General features: G+C 49.4%; 16 protein-coding genes. 5 read left to right on the top strand and 11 right to left on the bottom strand.

Going from position 1 to position 14,266, the window contains the following annotated elements; all coding sequences use genetic code 11:
- Positions 1–91 precede the first annotated feature (91 nt).
- Entirely contained in the window at positions 92–1,252 is a 1,161-nt protein-coding gene (locus tag AC50Y5_RS04410) for a S8 family peptidase (protein ID WP_056028923.1), read from the top strand.
- 96 nt (positions 1,253–1,348) lie between these two features.
- Here AC50Y5_RS04410 and fur read toward each other — a convergent pair whose 3' ends face one another.
- From fur to AC50Y5_RS04395, 3 genes are all read right to left on the bottom strand, one after another.
- Complete coding sequence (gene fur / locus AC50Y5_RS04405; RefSeq protein WP_494858681.1) at positions 1,349–1,816, bottom strand: ferric iron uptake transcriptional regulator; 468 nt, start codon at positions 1,814–1,816, stop codon at positions 1,349–1,351.
- Positions 1,817–1,921: 105 nt separating this feature from the next.
- Positions 1,922–2,566, bottom strand: a complete 645-nt coding sequence (gene spoIIM / locus AC50Y5_RS04400) for a stage II sporulation protein M (RefSeq protein ID WP_494858680.1) — start codon at positions 2,564–2,566, stop codon at positions 1,922–1,924.
- A 90-nt stretch (positions 2,567–2,656) separates the two neighbouring features.
- Positions 2,657–3,220: an NUDIX domain-containing protein gene (locus AC50Y5_RS04395; RefSeq protein ID WP_056028929.1), complete on the bottom strand. Its 564-nt coding sequence runs from the start codon at positions 3,218–3,220 to the stop codon at positions 2,657–2,659.
- A 112-nt stretch (positions 3,221–3,332) separates the two neighbouring features.
- Here AC50Y5_RS04395 and mciZ point away from each other — a divergent pair, with 112 nt between their 5' ends.
- A complete protein-coding gene (gene mciZ / locus AC50Y5_RS04390; RefSeq protein WP_081418565.1) occupies positions 3,333–3,476 on the top strand; it encodes a Z-ring formation inhibitor MciZ in 144 nt (47 codons plus the stop codon).
- A 135-nt stretch (positions 3,477–3,611) separates the two neighbouring features.
- Here the strand turns inward: mciZ and AC50Y5_RS04385 are convergent, their stop codons facing one another.
- Positions 3,612–4,739: a M20/M25/M40 family metallo-hydrolase gene (locus AC50Y5_RS04385; protein WP_056028931.1), complete on the bottom strand. Its 1,128-nt coding sequence runs from the start codon at positions 4,737–4,739 to the stop codon at positions 3,612–3,614.
- 48 nt (positions 4,740–4,787) lie between these two features.
- Between AC50Y5_RS04385 and prli42 the strand changes: the two genes are divergently transcribed.
- Complete coding sequence (prli42, locus tag AC50Y5_RS04380; protein WP_150131586.1) at positions 4,788–4,913, top strand: stressosome-associated protein Prli42; 126 nt, start codon at positions 4,788–4,790, stop codon at positions 4,911–4,913.
- On the opposite strand, the gene lipB is transcribed toward prli42, so the two are convergent.
- From lipB to lpdA, 5 genes are all read right to left on the bottom strand, one after another.
- Positions 4,869–5,615: a lipoyl(octanoyl) transferase LipB gene (lipB, locus tag AC50Y5_RS04375; RefSeq protein WP_494858677.1), complete on the bottom strand. Its 747-nt coding sequence runs from the start codon at positions 5,613–5,615 to the stop codon at positions 4,869–4,871. The two genes, prli42 and lipB, sit on opposite strands and share 45 nt — an antisense overlap.
- Positions 5,616–5,632: 17 nt before the next feature.
- Positions 5,633–6,979, bottom strand: a complete 1,347-nt coding sequence (locus AC50Y5_RS04370) for a dihydrolipoamide acetyltransferase family protein (protein WP_494858675.1) — start codon at positions 6,977–6,979, stop codon at positions 5,633–5,635.
- A 91-nt stretch (positions 6,980–7,070) separates the two neighbouring features.
- Positions 7,071–8,054, bottom strand: coding sequence for an alpha-ketoacid dehydrogenase subunit beta (locus AC50Y5_RS04365; RefSeq protein WP_056028937.1), 984 nt, complete (start codon positions 8,052–8,054; stop codon positions 7,071–7,073).
- Positions 8,054–9,088 (bottom strand): thiamine pyrophosphate-dependent dehydrogenase E1 component subunit alpha, encoded by a 1,035-nt coding sequence (locus AC50Y5_RS04360; protein ID WP_494858673.1) that lies wholly within the window; start codon positions 9,086–9,088, stop codon positions 8,054–8,056. Before AC50Y5_RS04360 ends, AC50Y5_RS04365 begins: the two co-directional genes overlap by 1 nt.
- A 217-nt stretch (positions 9,089–9,305) precedes the next feature.
- Entirely contained in the window at positions 9,306–10,733 is a 1,428-nt protein-coding gene (gene lpdA, locus AC50Y5_RS04355; RefSeq protein ID WP_056028941.1) for a dihydrolipoyl dehydrogenase, read from the bottom strand.
- A 226-nt stretch (positions 10,734–10,959) separates the two neighbouring features.
- On the opposite strand from lpdA, the gene AC50Y5_RS04350 reads away from it, so the two are divergent.
- The gene (locus AC50Y5_RS04350) at positions 10,960–11,253 is read left to right on the top strand and encodes a DUF2627 domain-containing protein (RefSeq protein WP_056028943.1); all 294 of its coding nucleotides are present in this window, start codon (positions 10,960–10,962) and stop codon (positions 11,251–11,253) included.
- A gap of 112 nt (positions 11,254–11,365) precedes the next feature.
- Here the strand turns inward: AC50Y5_RS04350 and AC50Y5_RS04345 are convergent, their stop codons facing one another.
- Positions 11,366–11,587, bottom strand: a complete 222-nt coding sequence (locus tag AC50Y5_RS04345; RefSeq protein WP_162241876.1) for a hypothetical protein — start codon at positions 11,585–11,587, stop codon at positions 11,366–11,368.
- Positions 11,588–11,637: 50 nt separating this feature from the next.
- Between AC50Y5_RS04345 and AC50Y5_RS04340 the strand changes: the two genes are divergently transcribed.
- Positions 11,638–12,336, top strand: a complete 699-nt coding sequence (locus AC50Y5_RS04340; RefSeq protein ID WP_494858670.1) for a hypothetical protein — start codon at positions 11,638–11,640, stop codon at positions 12,334–12,336.
- A 102-nt stretch (positions 12,337–12,438) separates the two neighbouring features.
- On the opposite strand, the gene AC50Y5_RS04335 is transcribed toward AC50Y5_RS04340, so the two are convergent.
- Positions 12,439–14,205 carry a SulP family inorganic anion transporter gene (locus AC50Y5_RS04335; protein WP_494858668.1) on the bottom strand — a complete coding sequence of 589 codons (1,767 nt, stop codon included), beginning with the start codon at positions 14,203–14,205 and terminating at the stop codon, positions 12,439–12,441.
- Between the last annotated feature and the right edge of the window lie 61 nt (positions 14,206–14,266).

Here is a 14,266-nt window from a genome sequence, read left to right as displayed (position 1 = left end):
TGGGGACGAATACCCAGTCCACACCTCGCCCTCCTCCATACACTACACAAGTAGTCTCATGTCTGCCTAATAAATGGAGGAGGAGCCCATCATGCCTCGATTAGATAACCTGATCGCTTCCTGTTCTGCCTATAAACCTTCTAAACATACAGAACGCCAGCTCATCAGCTTTACTACGCACAGCTCTTATAAACGCTGCTTGCGCCTGCTCGAATCGCGCGGCATTCATCCATTCAAAACGATGCCTGGCTGCAAAATGATCGGTTTTCTGCTTGACCGGCGCAGCTCGTGGAAACATATTATCCGGCATCCTGAGGTTAAGCTAATGGAGCGGGATGTTAAAATCCGCAAGCATGATACCGCTCCCCAAATGGCAACCCGCACCATAAAGCCAAATCTCCCCATTATAAAAACGACTGTAGACGCCAATAAGGTGCCTTGGAATATTAAAAGAGTACAGGCGCCGCTTGCTTGGAAGCGCACACTTGGCAGACCTGTCAAGCTTGCCATTATTGATACCGGCATTGCCAAGCATCCCGATCTGCGCATATCGGGCGGTGTCAATACGATGGGCGGCACAAGCTATTACGATGACAATGGCCATGGCACTCATGTTGCCGGCATTGCGGCAGGCAGAGGCTTAACAGGACTTTATGGCGTAGCTCCCAATATTAAGCTGTATGCCGTGAAGGCATTGGACCTTTACGGTTCAGGCTACGTGTCCGACATTGTAGATGCCATTGAATGGTGCATTCGCAACAAAATGAATGTCATTAATATGAGCTTTGGCATCGTCAGCGGCCAGCACAGCGATTTGCTGCGCCAAGCGATCAAGCGGGCAGCGAAGCAGGGCATCGTCATTACTGCCTCAGCTGGCAATGAGGGGCCAAATACGACGACGATCGACGAGCCAGCTTCCTTTCCGGAGACGATTGCTGTCGCTGCTACCAATCGGCTCAACCAGATCGCCGATTACAGCAATCGAGGAATGGGCATTGATGTTGCCGCGCCGGGAACAGAAATCATCTCTACTTGGCTGAATGGCAAATATGCCATCATGTCAGGAACGAGCATGTCGTCTCCCCATGTGGCTGGCGGTGCTGCTTTATTGCTGTCCGTAAGGCCAAAGCTAAGCTCCGCCCGTGTATCGACTGTTCTTCGCAAGTGGTCTGTACCGTTAAAAGGCTATTTGCCCACTGCGCAAGGCTCCGGCCTGCTGCGGCTCGGGCGCATTCGCAATGTAAGCTCCTGATCCAGCGGGCCGCGCTATTCTCCAACACGAACGTCTTTCCTCATATGTAACGCCAAAACGGCTTCGCCGTCCAGAAACACTGGGCAGCAAAGCCGTTTATGATTCTTCTTTTTTCGCATTCGCATTCTTCTCATTGCATTTACGACAAATGCCCTGGAAGTCCAATCGATGGTCGAGAACCGAAAAACCATATTCCTCTTCCAATCGTTCCTCAAGTGGCAGCAGCCAATCGTCCTTAATCTCATCCATCGATCCGCATTGCACACAAATAAGATGATGATGATGGTGCTTGCTGCTGTCCGTTCTCAGATCGTATCTGGCAACCCCGTCGCCAAAATTAAGCTTCTCCACTACATGCATTTCGCTTAATAGCTCAAGTGTCCGATACACTGTTGCAAGGCCAATTTCTGGCGCCTTGTCCTTCACAAGCATGAACACATCTTCCGCGCTCAAGTGATCTTCCTCATTCTCAAGCAATACACGTACTGTTGCTTCACGCTGCGGGGTTAATTTGTAGCCCTGCGACTGCAACTGTTGTTTAATCTTATCAATCCGGGCTTCCATGATTTCCCCCCTACCACACATGTCTGCGCCAACATCAGAAAACGTTTGCTTTCATTATAGAGTCAAACCCTTGTGAAAGTCAAACATTTTGGCGTGGATTGGGCATCAGATTGCCGCGGCGGAAGCGTCTAAAATCGGTGCTGCCCAGCTCATTAACAGTGGAGAGACGTAAGCTTCAATCAAAGCGGCTCCGATTAAAACCATCAGCATCAGCATCGCTGTCGTCGTAAAGCTCAGCATTTGCGGGGCAAGTGTGCCGTTTTGCCGCATCAGCCTATTTTTCACCACATACAACGAAAAAGACAGCGCCGAAGCGCTCGCCATCAAAATGGCCGGCACAATAATTAAATTAGGCGGCGCAATCGAGACGAGCGAAAACAGCACGCCCTTCCATGAATATTGTGTAATGAGCGTACCGAGCGCAAAGCCGACAAGCACGCCTTTTAGAAAATCCATAGCCAGCACCAGCGGTATGCCGACAACGGTAATGCCAAGGAACCACAGCACCAGCAGCCATTTTCCATGAAAAAAAACGCGCTCCCAAAACGTAGCCGCGCTATCCGCAACCGCCCCGCCATGCATAAGCTGTACATACTGGCTCATATCCGAAGCCAAATCCTGCTGCTGCTCAAAGGTGAGCGCATTTACCATCAACCCGCCAAAAATGACGCCCACGACAAACAGCACGCCCACAAACACATACAGCGTCAGCTGGCTCCCTGCGGGCCCCTTCCCCATCCGCGAACGCATAGCCTTCCCCCTCTTGTCCCATGTGATAAAGTGTATGTTCCTTTAAGCACACCTATGACGGGAGAGAAGGAGCTTATACGCTTCCTCTTTCTAAATGGGCAGCTTGCCTGTCAGCAAATACAGCTTCCATACGTAGACAGCCATAATCGTCTTGGCATCACTGATGCGGCCTTCGGAGATATAGGCTTCTGCTTCCTCAAGCGTAATCGCCATCACTTCCAGAAACTCATCCTCATCCGTCTGCTGCTTGCCAGAAACGACCTGATCCGTGAAATAAACATACAGCTTCTCATCCGCAAAGCCCGGCGACGTATAAAAAGCGCTCACAAGCTGCAGCGTATCCGCTTTGTAGCCCGTCTCCTCTTCCAGCTCGCGCCTCGCCGCCTCGAGTGGATCCTCACCAGCATCCAGCTTGCCTGCCGGCAGCTCAATCTGAAATTTCTCCAGCGGCTTGCGGTATTGCTCAACGACGAGCAGCTTGCCATTTAATAGAGCGATGACAGCCGCAGCGCCCGGATGCTTGACGATTTCCCTAGTCGCCGTACTGCCATCCGGCAAGGCGACCGTATCTACCTGCAGCGAAATGATTTTGCCAGAAAAAATCGGTTCGGTATGGGTTGTTTCTTCTTTCCAGCGATTAATTTCCTCATTCATGAATGAATATTCCCCTTTGCGTGTAAGAATAAAGTAACGTGCATAACTTGTCCGATATCCGCATACCTATCCTTATCCAAATATTTTTGATAGTGAAGGAGCTTAGGTAACGATGAAAACCTATACAAGCGTCAGCCATCTTCGCCTTGTCGGCAAAGGATGGGAAATTCGCCATCAACTGCGCCTCATGTCCTGCAAGGCAGCAAGCGGAGCTTCTGAACCGTTAGCAAGCTTTTTGACGCGAACTAGCTCATAATAATGGGTTCTGAATCATAAAAGCGCCAGCAGACTGCCGCCTAAATACATGGAAAACAAGCGATACGCCCGGGAAAATGCTCTTTTCCTGACCTATCGCTTGTTTGGTTTCTCTACTGCTATGCTGCAGGGCCTATTAAGCTTTAGCTGCCTGCTTCATAATCTCAACGACCAATTCCGTCGTTTTGACTAGATCGGCTACTTTAATTTGTTCCTGCGTCGTATGAATATGCTCGTAGCCAACAGCCAAGTTAACCGTCGGCACGCCGAGTCCATTAAACACATTGGCATCGCTGCCGCCGCCGGAGTGGAAGGTTTTTGGCGTCAATCCGATCGCCTTAATCGCCGTTTGGGCAAGCTGCACAACAGCATCGCTCTCATCGTACGAATAAGACGGGTAAATGACCTCGCTGCTGAACACGCCTTTGGCGCCAAACTCCGCTGCTGCACTTTCTACCGCTTCACGCATAGCATCCAGCTGGGCATCCAGCTTATGCTGCACAATACTGCGTGCTTCCGCATTCAGCTTCACATAATCAACGACGATATTCGTAGCGCCGCCGCCTTCAAAAGAGCCAATATTCGCTGTCGTTTCCTTATCGATGCGGCCGAGCGGCATTCTTGCAATCGCTTTTCCTGCCACTTGGATCGCACTGATTCCCGCTTCCGGGTTAACGCCAGCATGAGCTGACTTGCCGTGAAACTCAATGGTGACTCTCGCCTGTGTTGGCGCAGCAACCGCAATTTCGCCTACTGAGCCATTTGAATCGAGCGCGTAGCCGAATTTCGCCTTCAGCTTGGACGCATCCAGCGCGCGAGCTCCGAGCAGTCCCGACTCCTCGCCTACGGTAATGACAAACTGGATAGGACCATGCGGAATCGATTGTTCCTTAAGCACACGAATCGCCTCAAACATCGCGGCAAGACCCGCTTTATCGTCCGCTCCAAGAATGGTAGTGCCATCGCTGCGTATGTACCCATCTGCATCAATTTGCGGCTTAATGCCTACACCAGGCGTTACCGTATCCATATGGGAAGTAAAAAAGATAGTCGGAGCATTTTCCACACCGGATGCTTCCAGATAGGCAAATAGATTACCCGCGCCATGACCTGTTTTGGCTGCCGCATCATCCTCTTCCAGCGAAAGTCCCAGCTCTCCGAATTTTTTCTTAAGCTCAACGCTTATAAGCTGCTCATGCTTCGTTTCACTATCAATTTTCACCAATTGTACAAATTCATCTACTAACCGTTGCTCATTAATCATTAACGTTTCCTCCGTTCGTCATTTTCGACTATAATAGGGCTTATAGAAATGTTTAGAAAGGAGATCTGCCTTGTGAATCCTTCCAAGTATGTTCGAATTGTAGCCATCGTGGTTATTGCTGCCATGCTGTTATCCAGCTTGGTTGCCGGCATCGGCATGCTGTTCTCTTATTAGAACAGCATCCTGCGCAAAACCAAATACATCGCAGAAATGCGGCAGCAGCTGCTGCGCCGCTTCACTTACCGACAGCTCGCGGCCCGTCAGCGTATTAAATGAAGTGACGCCGAACTGTTCGATGCCGCACGGCACAATGCCGCTAAAGCCACTCTCCGCAATGCCCGCCTCTATATTTAGCGCAAATCCATGACTCGTCACAAATCCGCCGCGCTTTCGCGCCCGATTAAATTTCACACCGATAGCCGCAATTTTCTCATCCCCTACCCACACGCCGGTGTACTCGGGCTTCCTGCCTGATTCAATGCCATAATCCTTCAGCCAATTGATGATGACTTGTTCGACGTTGCGCAAATAAGCATGCAGATCGAGGCCGACCGCATCCAGATAAAGCAGCGGATAGCCGACAAGCTGGCCAGGCCCATGATACGTAATATCCCCACCGCGATCAATTTCAAATACAGAAATGCCCCGCTCTGCAAGCTCCTTCTCATCCAGCAGCAAATGCTCGGGATGGCGGTCTGAGCCAAGCGTATAGGTCGGCGGATGTTGAAGAAGGAGAAGCGTCTCCAGACGCTCCTCCTGATCAACTTGCTTCACCATCGATTTTTGCAGCTCCCATGCCTCCGCATAGCCAAGCATGGAAATATAACGGGCTTCAAGCGGTTTCTTCCCATAAGGTACATGAGTAGAGTCAGTCATAGCGGCGTCCCTCATTTCTAATACAATTTCGTATCGTTGTTGAAGCTCTCCAAATTCTCCTTCACCTTTTGCATAAAACGACCGCAAATAATGCCGTCCAAAATGCGGTGATCCAGCGACAAGCAGAGGTTTGCCATCGAGCGAATCGCGAGCATGTCATTAATGACAACCGGACGCTTCACAATCGATTCAAACGTCATAATGGCCGCTTGCGGGTAGTTAATGATCGGATGCGTAATAATCGAGCCAAAGGAGCCCGTATTGTTAACGGTAAACGTACCGCCCTGCATGTCAGCCAGCGTTAAGCGCCCTTCGCGTCCACGGCGAGCCAAGTCGTCGATTTCTTTCGCAAGTCCCGCGATCGTTTTGTGATCGGCGTTTTTTATGACGGGTGTCGCAACCGATTCCTCGGTACCTACCGCAAGCGATATGTTAATGTCGCGCTTCACGATGATTTTATCGACCGCCCACATGGAGTTCATAATCGGGAATTCCTTGATCGCATTAACGACTGCTTTCAACACGAAAGCGAGATAGGTCAAATTAATGCCCTCGCGCTTCATAAATTCATCTTTCACCTTGTTGCGCAGCACGACGAGATTCGTAACATCAACCTCAATCATCATCCACCCATGCGGAATTTCGGTGACGCTCTGTTTCATATTACGTGCGATTGCGCCGCGAATCGGCGTAACCTCAATATAATCTTCGCCTCGTCCAGGCACCCCTGAAACGGGAGAATCATATTGCTGAATCGTTGGCAGGCGCGGCGTTTCGGTCAAATGCAAGCCAGTTGAACGAACTTGCTCAATACTTGGCTCCCGGCCGGTTTGCGGGCTGGCTTTGCTCACAGAACTGCCTGCCGCTCCGCCCGATTCGACGAAGGTAAGCACGTCTTTACGGGTAATACGACCGCCAAGACCAGTCCCCGGAACGTCGCTCAAACGAATATTATGCTCGGCTGCCAGCCTCTGAACAGCTGGAGAGAAGCGATTGCGCATCGACATATCTCCTTCCGCCTCCTGTGCACCGCCTTGCTGAGCTGTAGACAAGCCCGCGCCTTGCGCTGCTTCACTATAACCCGATGGCGCCCCGCCAGTAGCCTGCATTTCTGCTGCGCCTTCCGTTTCGATTAGGCATACCGGCGTCCCAACAGGAACCGTTTCACCGTTGCCAACCAAAATTTTAACCATCGTACCCGATACCGTAGAAGGCAGCTCCGCGCTAACCTTGTCCGTAATGAGCTCACAAATGGGCTCATACATGTCAATGTGGTCGCCAGGCTGCTTAAGCCACTTATCGATCGTTGCCGATACGAGCGATTCCGCCAGCTGCGGAATAACAATCTCCGTCACCGATTTCATCAATTATCCATCTCCCTAAAGGCTTGTGCTACGTGGACTGGCTTTCGTCCAAATTAACGCATTGCAGCGAAATAACTGCTTCGAGCAAGCATTAATACAAAGCCAAATTGCGCATAGCCTCTTTCACTTTTTCTTTATTCAGCAGGAAAAACTTCTCGCCAGGCGGATTAATAGGCATCGCCGGAGCGTCCGGTCCGCATAAACGCATAATAGGAGCGTCCAGCTCATATAACAGCTGCTCCGCAATAATAGCCGACACTTCGGCGCCAACGCCGCCCGTCTTATTATCCTCGTGAATGATTAACACTTTGCCTGTCTTGCGAACAGACTCCAAAATAGCCTCTTGATCAAGCGGCTGCAGCGTGCGCAAATCAAGTATATGAGTGCTGATGCCTTCCTGGGCAAGCTCCTGCGCTGCCTGTTCAACGAACAGCAGCGGCATGCTGTAGCTGATGACGGTAATATCGTCGCCTTCACGCAATACATTTGCTTTGCCAATCGGCACAATATAATCGTCATCTGGTACTTCGCCGGTAATCAGCTTGTAGCATTTTTTATTTTCAAAAAAGAGAACCGGGTCCGGGTCGCGTACAGCAGCCTTTAGCAGCCCTTTCGCATCGTAAGCCCGGTATGGCGCTACAATTTTCAAGCCAGGCGTCCCGAAAAATACCGATTCCGGACACTGGGAATGATACAGCCCGCCAAAAACCCCGCCGCCAATTGGGGCGCGAATAACGATCGGACAGCTCCAGTCATTGTTGGAGCGGTAACGAATTTTAGCCGCTTCGCTTATGATTTGATTCGTTGCGGGAAACATGAAATCCGAATACTGCATTTCTGCAATGGGCTTCATCCCGTACATAGCTGCACCAATAGCTACACCGGCAATTGCCGATTCCGCTAGGGGCGTATCCATTACGCGCTGCTCTCCGAACTGGTCAATTAAACCTTTCGTCGTTGTAAAAACGCCGCCCTTGACGCCAACGTCCTCGCCAAGCACGAACACGTCTTCATCGCGCTCTAGCTCTTCCTTCATGCCAAGCCTAATCGCTTCAATATATTCAATAACAGCCACTAAATGTCGCCTCCTTGCCCAGCATCTCCTGCATACACATGGTCAAGCACCGATTCCGGCGTTGGGAATGCTGCCTTGTCGCCGTATTCAGTCGCTTCGTCGATTTGCTTCTTAATGCCCGCAAGCAGCTCGGCATCCTTCTCCTCGGTAAGGAGTCCACAGTCGATCAAATACTGTCTATATTTCGGCAGTCCATCCTTCGCCCGGTTCTCATCGACCTCTTCCTTCGTCCGATAAGCAAGGTCATTATCCGAAGTCGAATGCGGAGACAAGCGATAGACCATCGCCTCAATAAGCGTCGGCCCCTCGCCAGCAATCGCACGCTCGCGCGCCTCTTTCACGGTGCGGAACACTTCCAGCGCATCATTGCCATCAACTTGCACGCCAGGGAAGCCATAACCAAGCGCCCGATCCGCAACGCGGCCTACAAGCTGCTTGTGAACGGGTACAGAGATTGCATATTGATTATTTTCACACATAAAAATGACCGGAAGCTTATGAACGCCTGCAAAATTGCAGCCTTCATGGAAATCGCCCTGATTGCTCGAGCCTTCTCCAAACGTTACGAAGCTTACGAGCTCCTGCTTCTTCATCTTTGCAGCGAGTGCAATGCCTACAGCATGCGGAACCTGGGTCGTTACAGGACTTGAGCCTGTGACAATACGCAGTCTTTTGCTGCCAAAATGCCCTGGCATCTGCCTGCCGCCGCTATTGGGATCTTCCGCTTTCGCAAACACGGACAGCATTAGCTCCTTCACCGTCATTCCGACGGACAATACAAAACCGTAATCCCGATAATAAGGCAAGTAATAATCGACTGTACGATCAAGAGCAAATGCCGCGGCTACCTGTGCCACCTCTTGACCCACACCCGATACGTGGAAGTTGATTTTTCCTGCCCGCTGCAGCAGCAAATTGCGCTCATCAAACTTTCGCGCCAGCTGCATCATGGCATACATTTCGACAGCCTGCTCATCCGTTAAGCCAACTGCGGCATGACGGGATTGCTGCTCAATTGAACCGGATTTCCCCATGAGAATTCGGCCTCCTTTAAAAATGCAAGAGTGTTTAAGCTACGCGCTTATACTCGGCTTCTATTTTACCGCGAAACGTGCTTTTGCCGCCAAAGTACGAGGGCAACCGTCTACGCCTGACTACAATTAAAACCAGGTACTAATACTTGATATTACCCATTATAACCTCTTTTTACGGAAAAAGAAAACCCATGCTTTAAGCAAGCATGGGCAGCTGCTAAATCGCAGTCGCCTTTCCGTCTATCGCCAGCATCGCCTCACCCAGCGCTTCAGACAGCGTTGGATGCGGGTGAATCAATTGCCCGACTTCCCAAGGTGTTGCATTGAGAAATCCAGCAAGCGCAGCTTCCGAAATAAGATCGGTCGCATGCGGGCCTATCATATGGACGCCCAATATGTCGCCCGTTGTACGGTCGGCTATCACTTTCACGAAGCCGTCGGCATCTCCAAGCACGAGTGCTTTGGCAATCGCTTGAAACGGGATTTTACTCGTCTTAATGTCATGGCCTTTCGTTCTCGCCCCATCCTCCGTCAATCCGTAGGAGGCAATTTCCGGACGCGAGTATACACAGCGGGTTATGAGATGAGGCTCTATCGCCGCATGACCCTGTCCGCCCATATGCTCCACAGCAGCAATTCCTTCATGCGCTGCTGCATGCGCAAGCTGGACTCCGCCGATGCAATCGCCGATCGCATAAATATGCGGCTCATTCGTCTGGCCAAATTCATTAATTTGAATAAAGCCGTCCTTCGTGCGAATATCGGTATTTTCAAGCCCGATTCCTTCCACATTTGCTTGACGGCCTACGGCCAGCAGCAGCTTGCTTGCACTTAGCAGCACATCGCCATCCGCAGTCGTAGCCGGTATCGAAACTTCCCCGTCTCCCACACTTAGCTCAGTCGTGCTGAGCTGCACGCTTGTAAGTACACGAACGCCGCGGCGCTTGAGCAATCGCGTAAGCTCAGCCGACACCTCGGCATCCTCGCCAGGAAGCAGCCTTGCTCCCGCTTCAACGAGCGTCACCTGCACGCCAAAGTCCTGCATCATCGATGCCCATTCCACGCCAATTACACCGCCGCCAACGATCAGAATCGAAGCCGGAAGCTCTTCTAATGCAAGCGCGTCATCGCTTGTGAGAATATACTCGCTATCTGGCGTTAGGCCAGGCAAAGAACGCGGTCTGGAGCCTGTTGCAATAATCAGGTTTTTGGAAACGACCTGCTCCATTTCTCCATCTGCCAGCTCAACAGCAAGCGATCCGCTGCGAGGCGAGAAAATGGAAGGCCCAATGACGCGGCCTCTGCCTTTAATGACTTGAATGCTATGTTTTTTCATTAAATATTGCAGCCCTTTATAAAGCTGTTCCACCGTCTGTTCCTTGCGGCTTTGCACTTTATCGAATTGCAGCGAGATCGCTCCGTCAGCTATTGCAATGCCATAGGCATCAGACTCCAGCAAGGTGGCGTATACTTCTGCGCTTCTAAGCAGCGATTTGCTAGGAATACAACCTTTATGCAGACAAGTTCCGCCAAGGTTGTCCGCTTCGACGATCGCTACGCTTTTCCCCATTTGGGCCGCGCGGATTGCCGCCGTATAACCTCCCGGGCCGCCGCCCAGCACAGCTACATCTACTTCTATCGCCATCTATTTTAACCTCCACCTGTATTTCTATATGTATGCTAGCAAATGATGTCCTTGATTAGTCACCATCTCCGCTATATTTAAGAGCGTCGTTTGTTTGCATCATTATTATTGTAACCTTTTTAGCAGCGGTTTTCATCGTAAACTTTTCGGAAATAGACACTTTTCCCTGAAAAGGGTATCATAATAGCACAAGCCTATCTCACTATTATTAAGGAGTCATTCGATTATGAAGCTAGTTACAGCAAGGCTGATTGCTATTTTGCTGCTCGTCATTCCAGGCATACTTGCCTGCATTGGATTTTTGAAAATGAAAAATGCTGTCTACAACTATTTTGTATCCTTCGGCTACGATGATATTCAGCCAAACTTTGAATGGCTGCCCTTCCTGCTGGGCCTGCTGATGTTCGCCATTGGTGTCGGCTTTATCGGCGGCTGGACTTTTTTTCGCGACCGCAAGCGCAACTATGTCGCTTCCCGTTTCCGTCCAAAGCGTCCCAAGCCGCCAAAGCCAACCGCTTAGTCGCTGCAATCATTGCTCCCTTGCATCAAATCAAGCTCCTGCTGGTACGCCACATTTCATCTAGTGGCCCGTGGGGGCTTTTGTTTTTTTTGCAGAGTATAGCGTGTAGCGATCATCCACCCCACAATGTGTAAACCTTGACGAAGCTGATAGCTGTATTGTAAAAATCTATAATAAATTTTTGTTTTTCCGTCATATATATTATTTTCGTTTCCATTATTTCCGATATAACCATTAGGCAATCATCATAATCAATAAAAGGGGGTGCTTTCCATTTCTGCAATATCGTCTGCCTCATCAGCATCACGGTCAAAATCCGCTTCAACTGCTTCATCGCGAGAAACCACATCCGCTTCGCCTCGCGAAAAAGAAATTCAGGCACTCATGAAGCAAAAAGCAAGATTAAACGAAGAAATGCAATCCGTCAAAACGAATGAAAAGCTCGACACGAAGCTGAAAATGGAACGCGTTAAAGCGTTAACCGCTTCTATTTCCCAAATTGACGCACAAATTTCACAGATTCGCGCGGAAGAAATTCAGGAAAAAACTAAAATGGGCGCCTCTAAGGACGACCAGCCTAAAAAAAGCACTTCGGACAATCCTGAGAAAAATATGGACCAGGCTGTTAAAAACAGCATGACCTATGATCATCTCGGCAAGCTCGCCGGCGTTCGCGAAAAACTGCAAGGCTCCAACGTCACAATGGAAAGCGGCATTCGTTTTGATCGCATGGTCATAGAATCGAATCCGCACAACGACGCTGGAAAATTCGCTATGCTGGAAAACGCCGAGCAAACCGTATTCAAGCTGAAACGGGAAATGATGGCCAAAACTACTCGCCAAATCCATGTCGTGGATCAAAAAATGAAAGAACTGGTTGACGATTTGGGAACAACGGATGACAGCTCTTCAGAGAATGAGACGGAAACTGTTGGTGGCAAAATGCTCGTAGGTTCAGTCGCAAATCAAGACAAGGTAAGGGAACGCAACAATAGGCAAACAGAGGAAGAACCCCAAGCTTCTGCACAGAAAGCAAACGTAACGTCATCTGCAGCTGCGCAATCCATCGATATTCGGGTATAACGATTGAACAGCTTATACGTCCATGAGGTTAATGGATAATCCCGCTCCTTTACTGGTTCTCTGTAACCAATAGAGGAGCGGTTTTTTTATCGTAGCACTTCCTTAAAAAGAAGGATGATGTCCACTATGTTCTAGACTTCGATTTGTTGCGCTTTGCGATTCCATATTGGATAGCGCGGTACATTCACGGAATACAAAGTGCTTACATCCCAAACATTTATTCGAATCCAGATGGATCAAGGCACAGCCGATCGCTTCACCAGTATGATCAAAGAAGTGATGAGCCCCGATCCGCTCATATAAACCTGTTTTTTTGAGCACTTGCAACGGCTGCGGCTGGACCCCTGTCATCAGTACGATTCCTCCGAGCTTCTGGAACGCCTTGACTATAGTAGTCAGATTGGCTGCTCCTGTCGTATCCATAAAGGGCACTTTCCCGAGACGCAGCAGCAAAATGGTACACCTCTGTTGAACCGTATCCCTCATATCCTGTTCAAACTTATTCGCCGCCCCAAAAAACAAAGGTCCGTCAATCGTATATATACTGATTTGGGGACAATCATGACCTTCGTATACCATATTTGCTCTGACTTTTTCATGTTTATGGTTAGGATCTGGCAGCACCTTCTCGACCGTTAAGGATTGGCTCATACGTTTCACAAATAAAAGCAGAGCCATCAGTAATCCCACTTCTACTGCTGTTGTCAAATTCGTAAATACGGTGAGAATAAAAGTGATGGCAAGTAAAAGGGAATCACTCGTTTTCGTTTTTAAAATATGCATAAAAGCGCTTCGTTCACTCATGTTCCACGCAACTACCATTAAGATTGGAGCCATGCTAGCAAGCGGGATATCGGACGCATAAGGCGCAAACAGTATAAGCACCAGCAAAACGACGAAGCCATGAACGATGCCCGAAATCGGTGAGACCGCTCCGCTTTTAATATTAGCAGCTGTTCGTGCAATGGCTCCCGTTGCCGGTATTCCACCAAAAAACGGCGTTATCATATTGGCAATTCCCTGCCCAATAAGCTCGCGATTGCTGTTGTGCCGATTGCCAGTCATGCCGTCGGCTACTACAGCGGACAGCAGCGATTCAATCCCGCCCAACATAGCAATAATAAAAGCAGGCTTAAGCAAATTCACTATTCGCTCCCACGTCATGTCAGGTATACGAAAAGCAGGCAGCGTGCTCGGAATCGTTCCATAAGCAGAACCTATAGTTGCCACCTCCCCGTTGAAAAATAAAGCAGCGATGAAGCTCGAAACAACGAGCCCCAGCAATGACCCAGGCAACTTAGGCATAAATCTCGGAGCCAGCAAAATAATCATCAAACAAATTCCGGCCGTCAGCAGACTGTAGCTATTTATAGTCGAAGCATGTAACCCGATTTCTTTCATATTGGACAAAAAATCCTCATGCTTTTCGATCCCCTTCAAACCCAAAAAACTAGCCATTTGTCCACTGAAGATGATTACGGCAATGCCCGCGGTAAACCCAATTGTAACAGGCCGAGGTATGAAGGCAATCAACGAGCCTAGCTTAAAAAGGCCCATAGCAACAAGCATAATGCCAGCCAGAAAACCGGCAAGCAATAAATTTTCGTACCCATATTGCAGCACAATAGCGAACAAAATAGGAATAAAAGCACCCGTTGGGCCACCAATCTGAAATTTTGAACCTCCGAAAGTCGAGATAAGGATGCCCGCTATAACTGTCGTATATAGTCCGTATTCAGGCCTGACGCCTGAAGCAATAGCAAACGCCATTCCAAGTGGAATGGCGATAATACCGACAATGACACCCGAGACCATATCCTTGCGAAGCGCAGATAAATGATATCCATCAAATCTCCCTCTCCCCTTCATTTTTCATAACCTTCTTTTCTTCATATATTTGATTATTTGAATATAAAGAAAAGATACTCCT

Source organism: Paenibacillus sp. JT22N7 (genome assembly GCF_059383875.1).
Note: the sequence above shows the minus strand (reverse complement) of the source record. Positions and strands in the feature narration are given on the sequence as shown.

What these genes read in the sequence shown, in the direction of transcription:
- fur (WP_494858681.1), bottom strand. Translation starts at nt 1,816, where the DNA reads ATGGAAGCCCGGATTGATAAGATTAAACAACAGTTGCAGTCGCAGGGC.
- lipB (WP_494858677.1), bottom strand. Translation starts at nt 5,615, where the DNA reads ATGACTGACTCTACTCATGTACCTTATGGGAAGAAACCGCTTGAAGCC.
- AC50Y5_RS04335 (WP_494858668.1), bottom strand. Translation starts at nt 14,205, where the DNA reads ATGAAGGGGAGAGGGAGATTTGATGGATATCATTTATCTGCGCTTCGC.
- AC50Y5_RS04350 (WP_056028943.1), top strand. Translation starts at nt 10,960, where the DNA reads ATGAAGCTAGTTACAGCAAGGCTGATTGCTATTTTGCTGCTCGTCATT.
- AC50Y5_RS04345 (WP_162241876.1), bottom strand. Translation starts at nt 11,587, where the DNA reads ATGAAGCAGTTGAAGCGGATTTTGACCGTGATGCTGATGAGGCAGACG.
- prli42 (WP_150131586.1), top strand. Translation starts at nt 4,788, where the DNA reads ATGTTTAGAAAGGAGATCTGCCTTGTGAATCCTTCCAAGTATGTTCGA.
- spoIIM (WP_494858680.1), bottom strand. Translation starts at nt 2,566, where the DNA reads ATGCGTTCGCGGATGGGGAAGGGGCCCGCAGGGAGCCAGCTGACGCTG.
- AC50Y5_RS04395 (WP_056028929.1), bottom strand. Translation starts at nt 3,220, where the DNA reads ATGAATGAGGAAATTAATCGCTGGAAAGAAGAAACAACCCATACCGAA.
- AC50Y5_RS04410 (WP_056028923.1), top strand. Translation starts at nt 92, where the DNA reads ATGCCTCGATTAGATAACCTGATCGCTTCCTGTTCTGCCTATAAACCT.
- AC50Y5_RS04360 (WP_494858673.1), bottom strand. Translation starts at nt 9,088, where the DNA reads ATGGGGAAATCCGGTTCAATTGAGCAGCAATCCCGTCATGCCGCAGTT.
- mciZ (WP_081418565.1), top strand. Translation starts at nt 3,333, where the DNA reads ATGAAAACCTATACAAGCGTCAGCCATCTTCGCCTTGTCGGCAAAGGA.
- lpdA (WP_056028941.1), bottom strand. Translation starts at nt 10,733, where the DNA reads ATGGCGATAGAAGTAGATGTAGCTGTGCTGGGCGGCGGCCCGGGAGGT.
- AC50Y5_RS04370 (WP_494858675.1), bottom strand. Translation starts at nt 6,979, where the DNA reads ATGAAATCGGTGACGGAGATTGTTATTCCGCAGCTGGCGGAATCGCTC.
- AC50Y5_RS04385 (WP_056028931.1), bottom strand. Translation starts at nt 4,739, where the DNA reads ATGATTAATGAGCAACGGTTAGTAGATGAATTTGTACAATTGGTGAAA.
- AC50Y5_RS04340 (WP_494858670.1), top strand. Translation starts at nt 11,638, where the DNA reads ATGAAGCAAAAAGCAAGATTAAACGAAGAAATGCAATCCGTCAAAACG.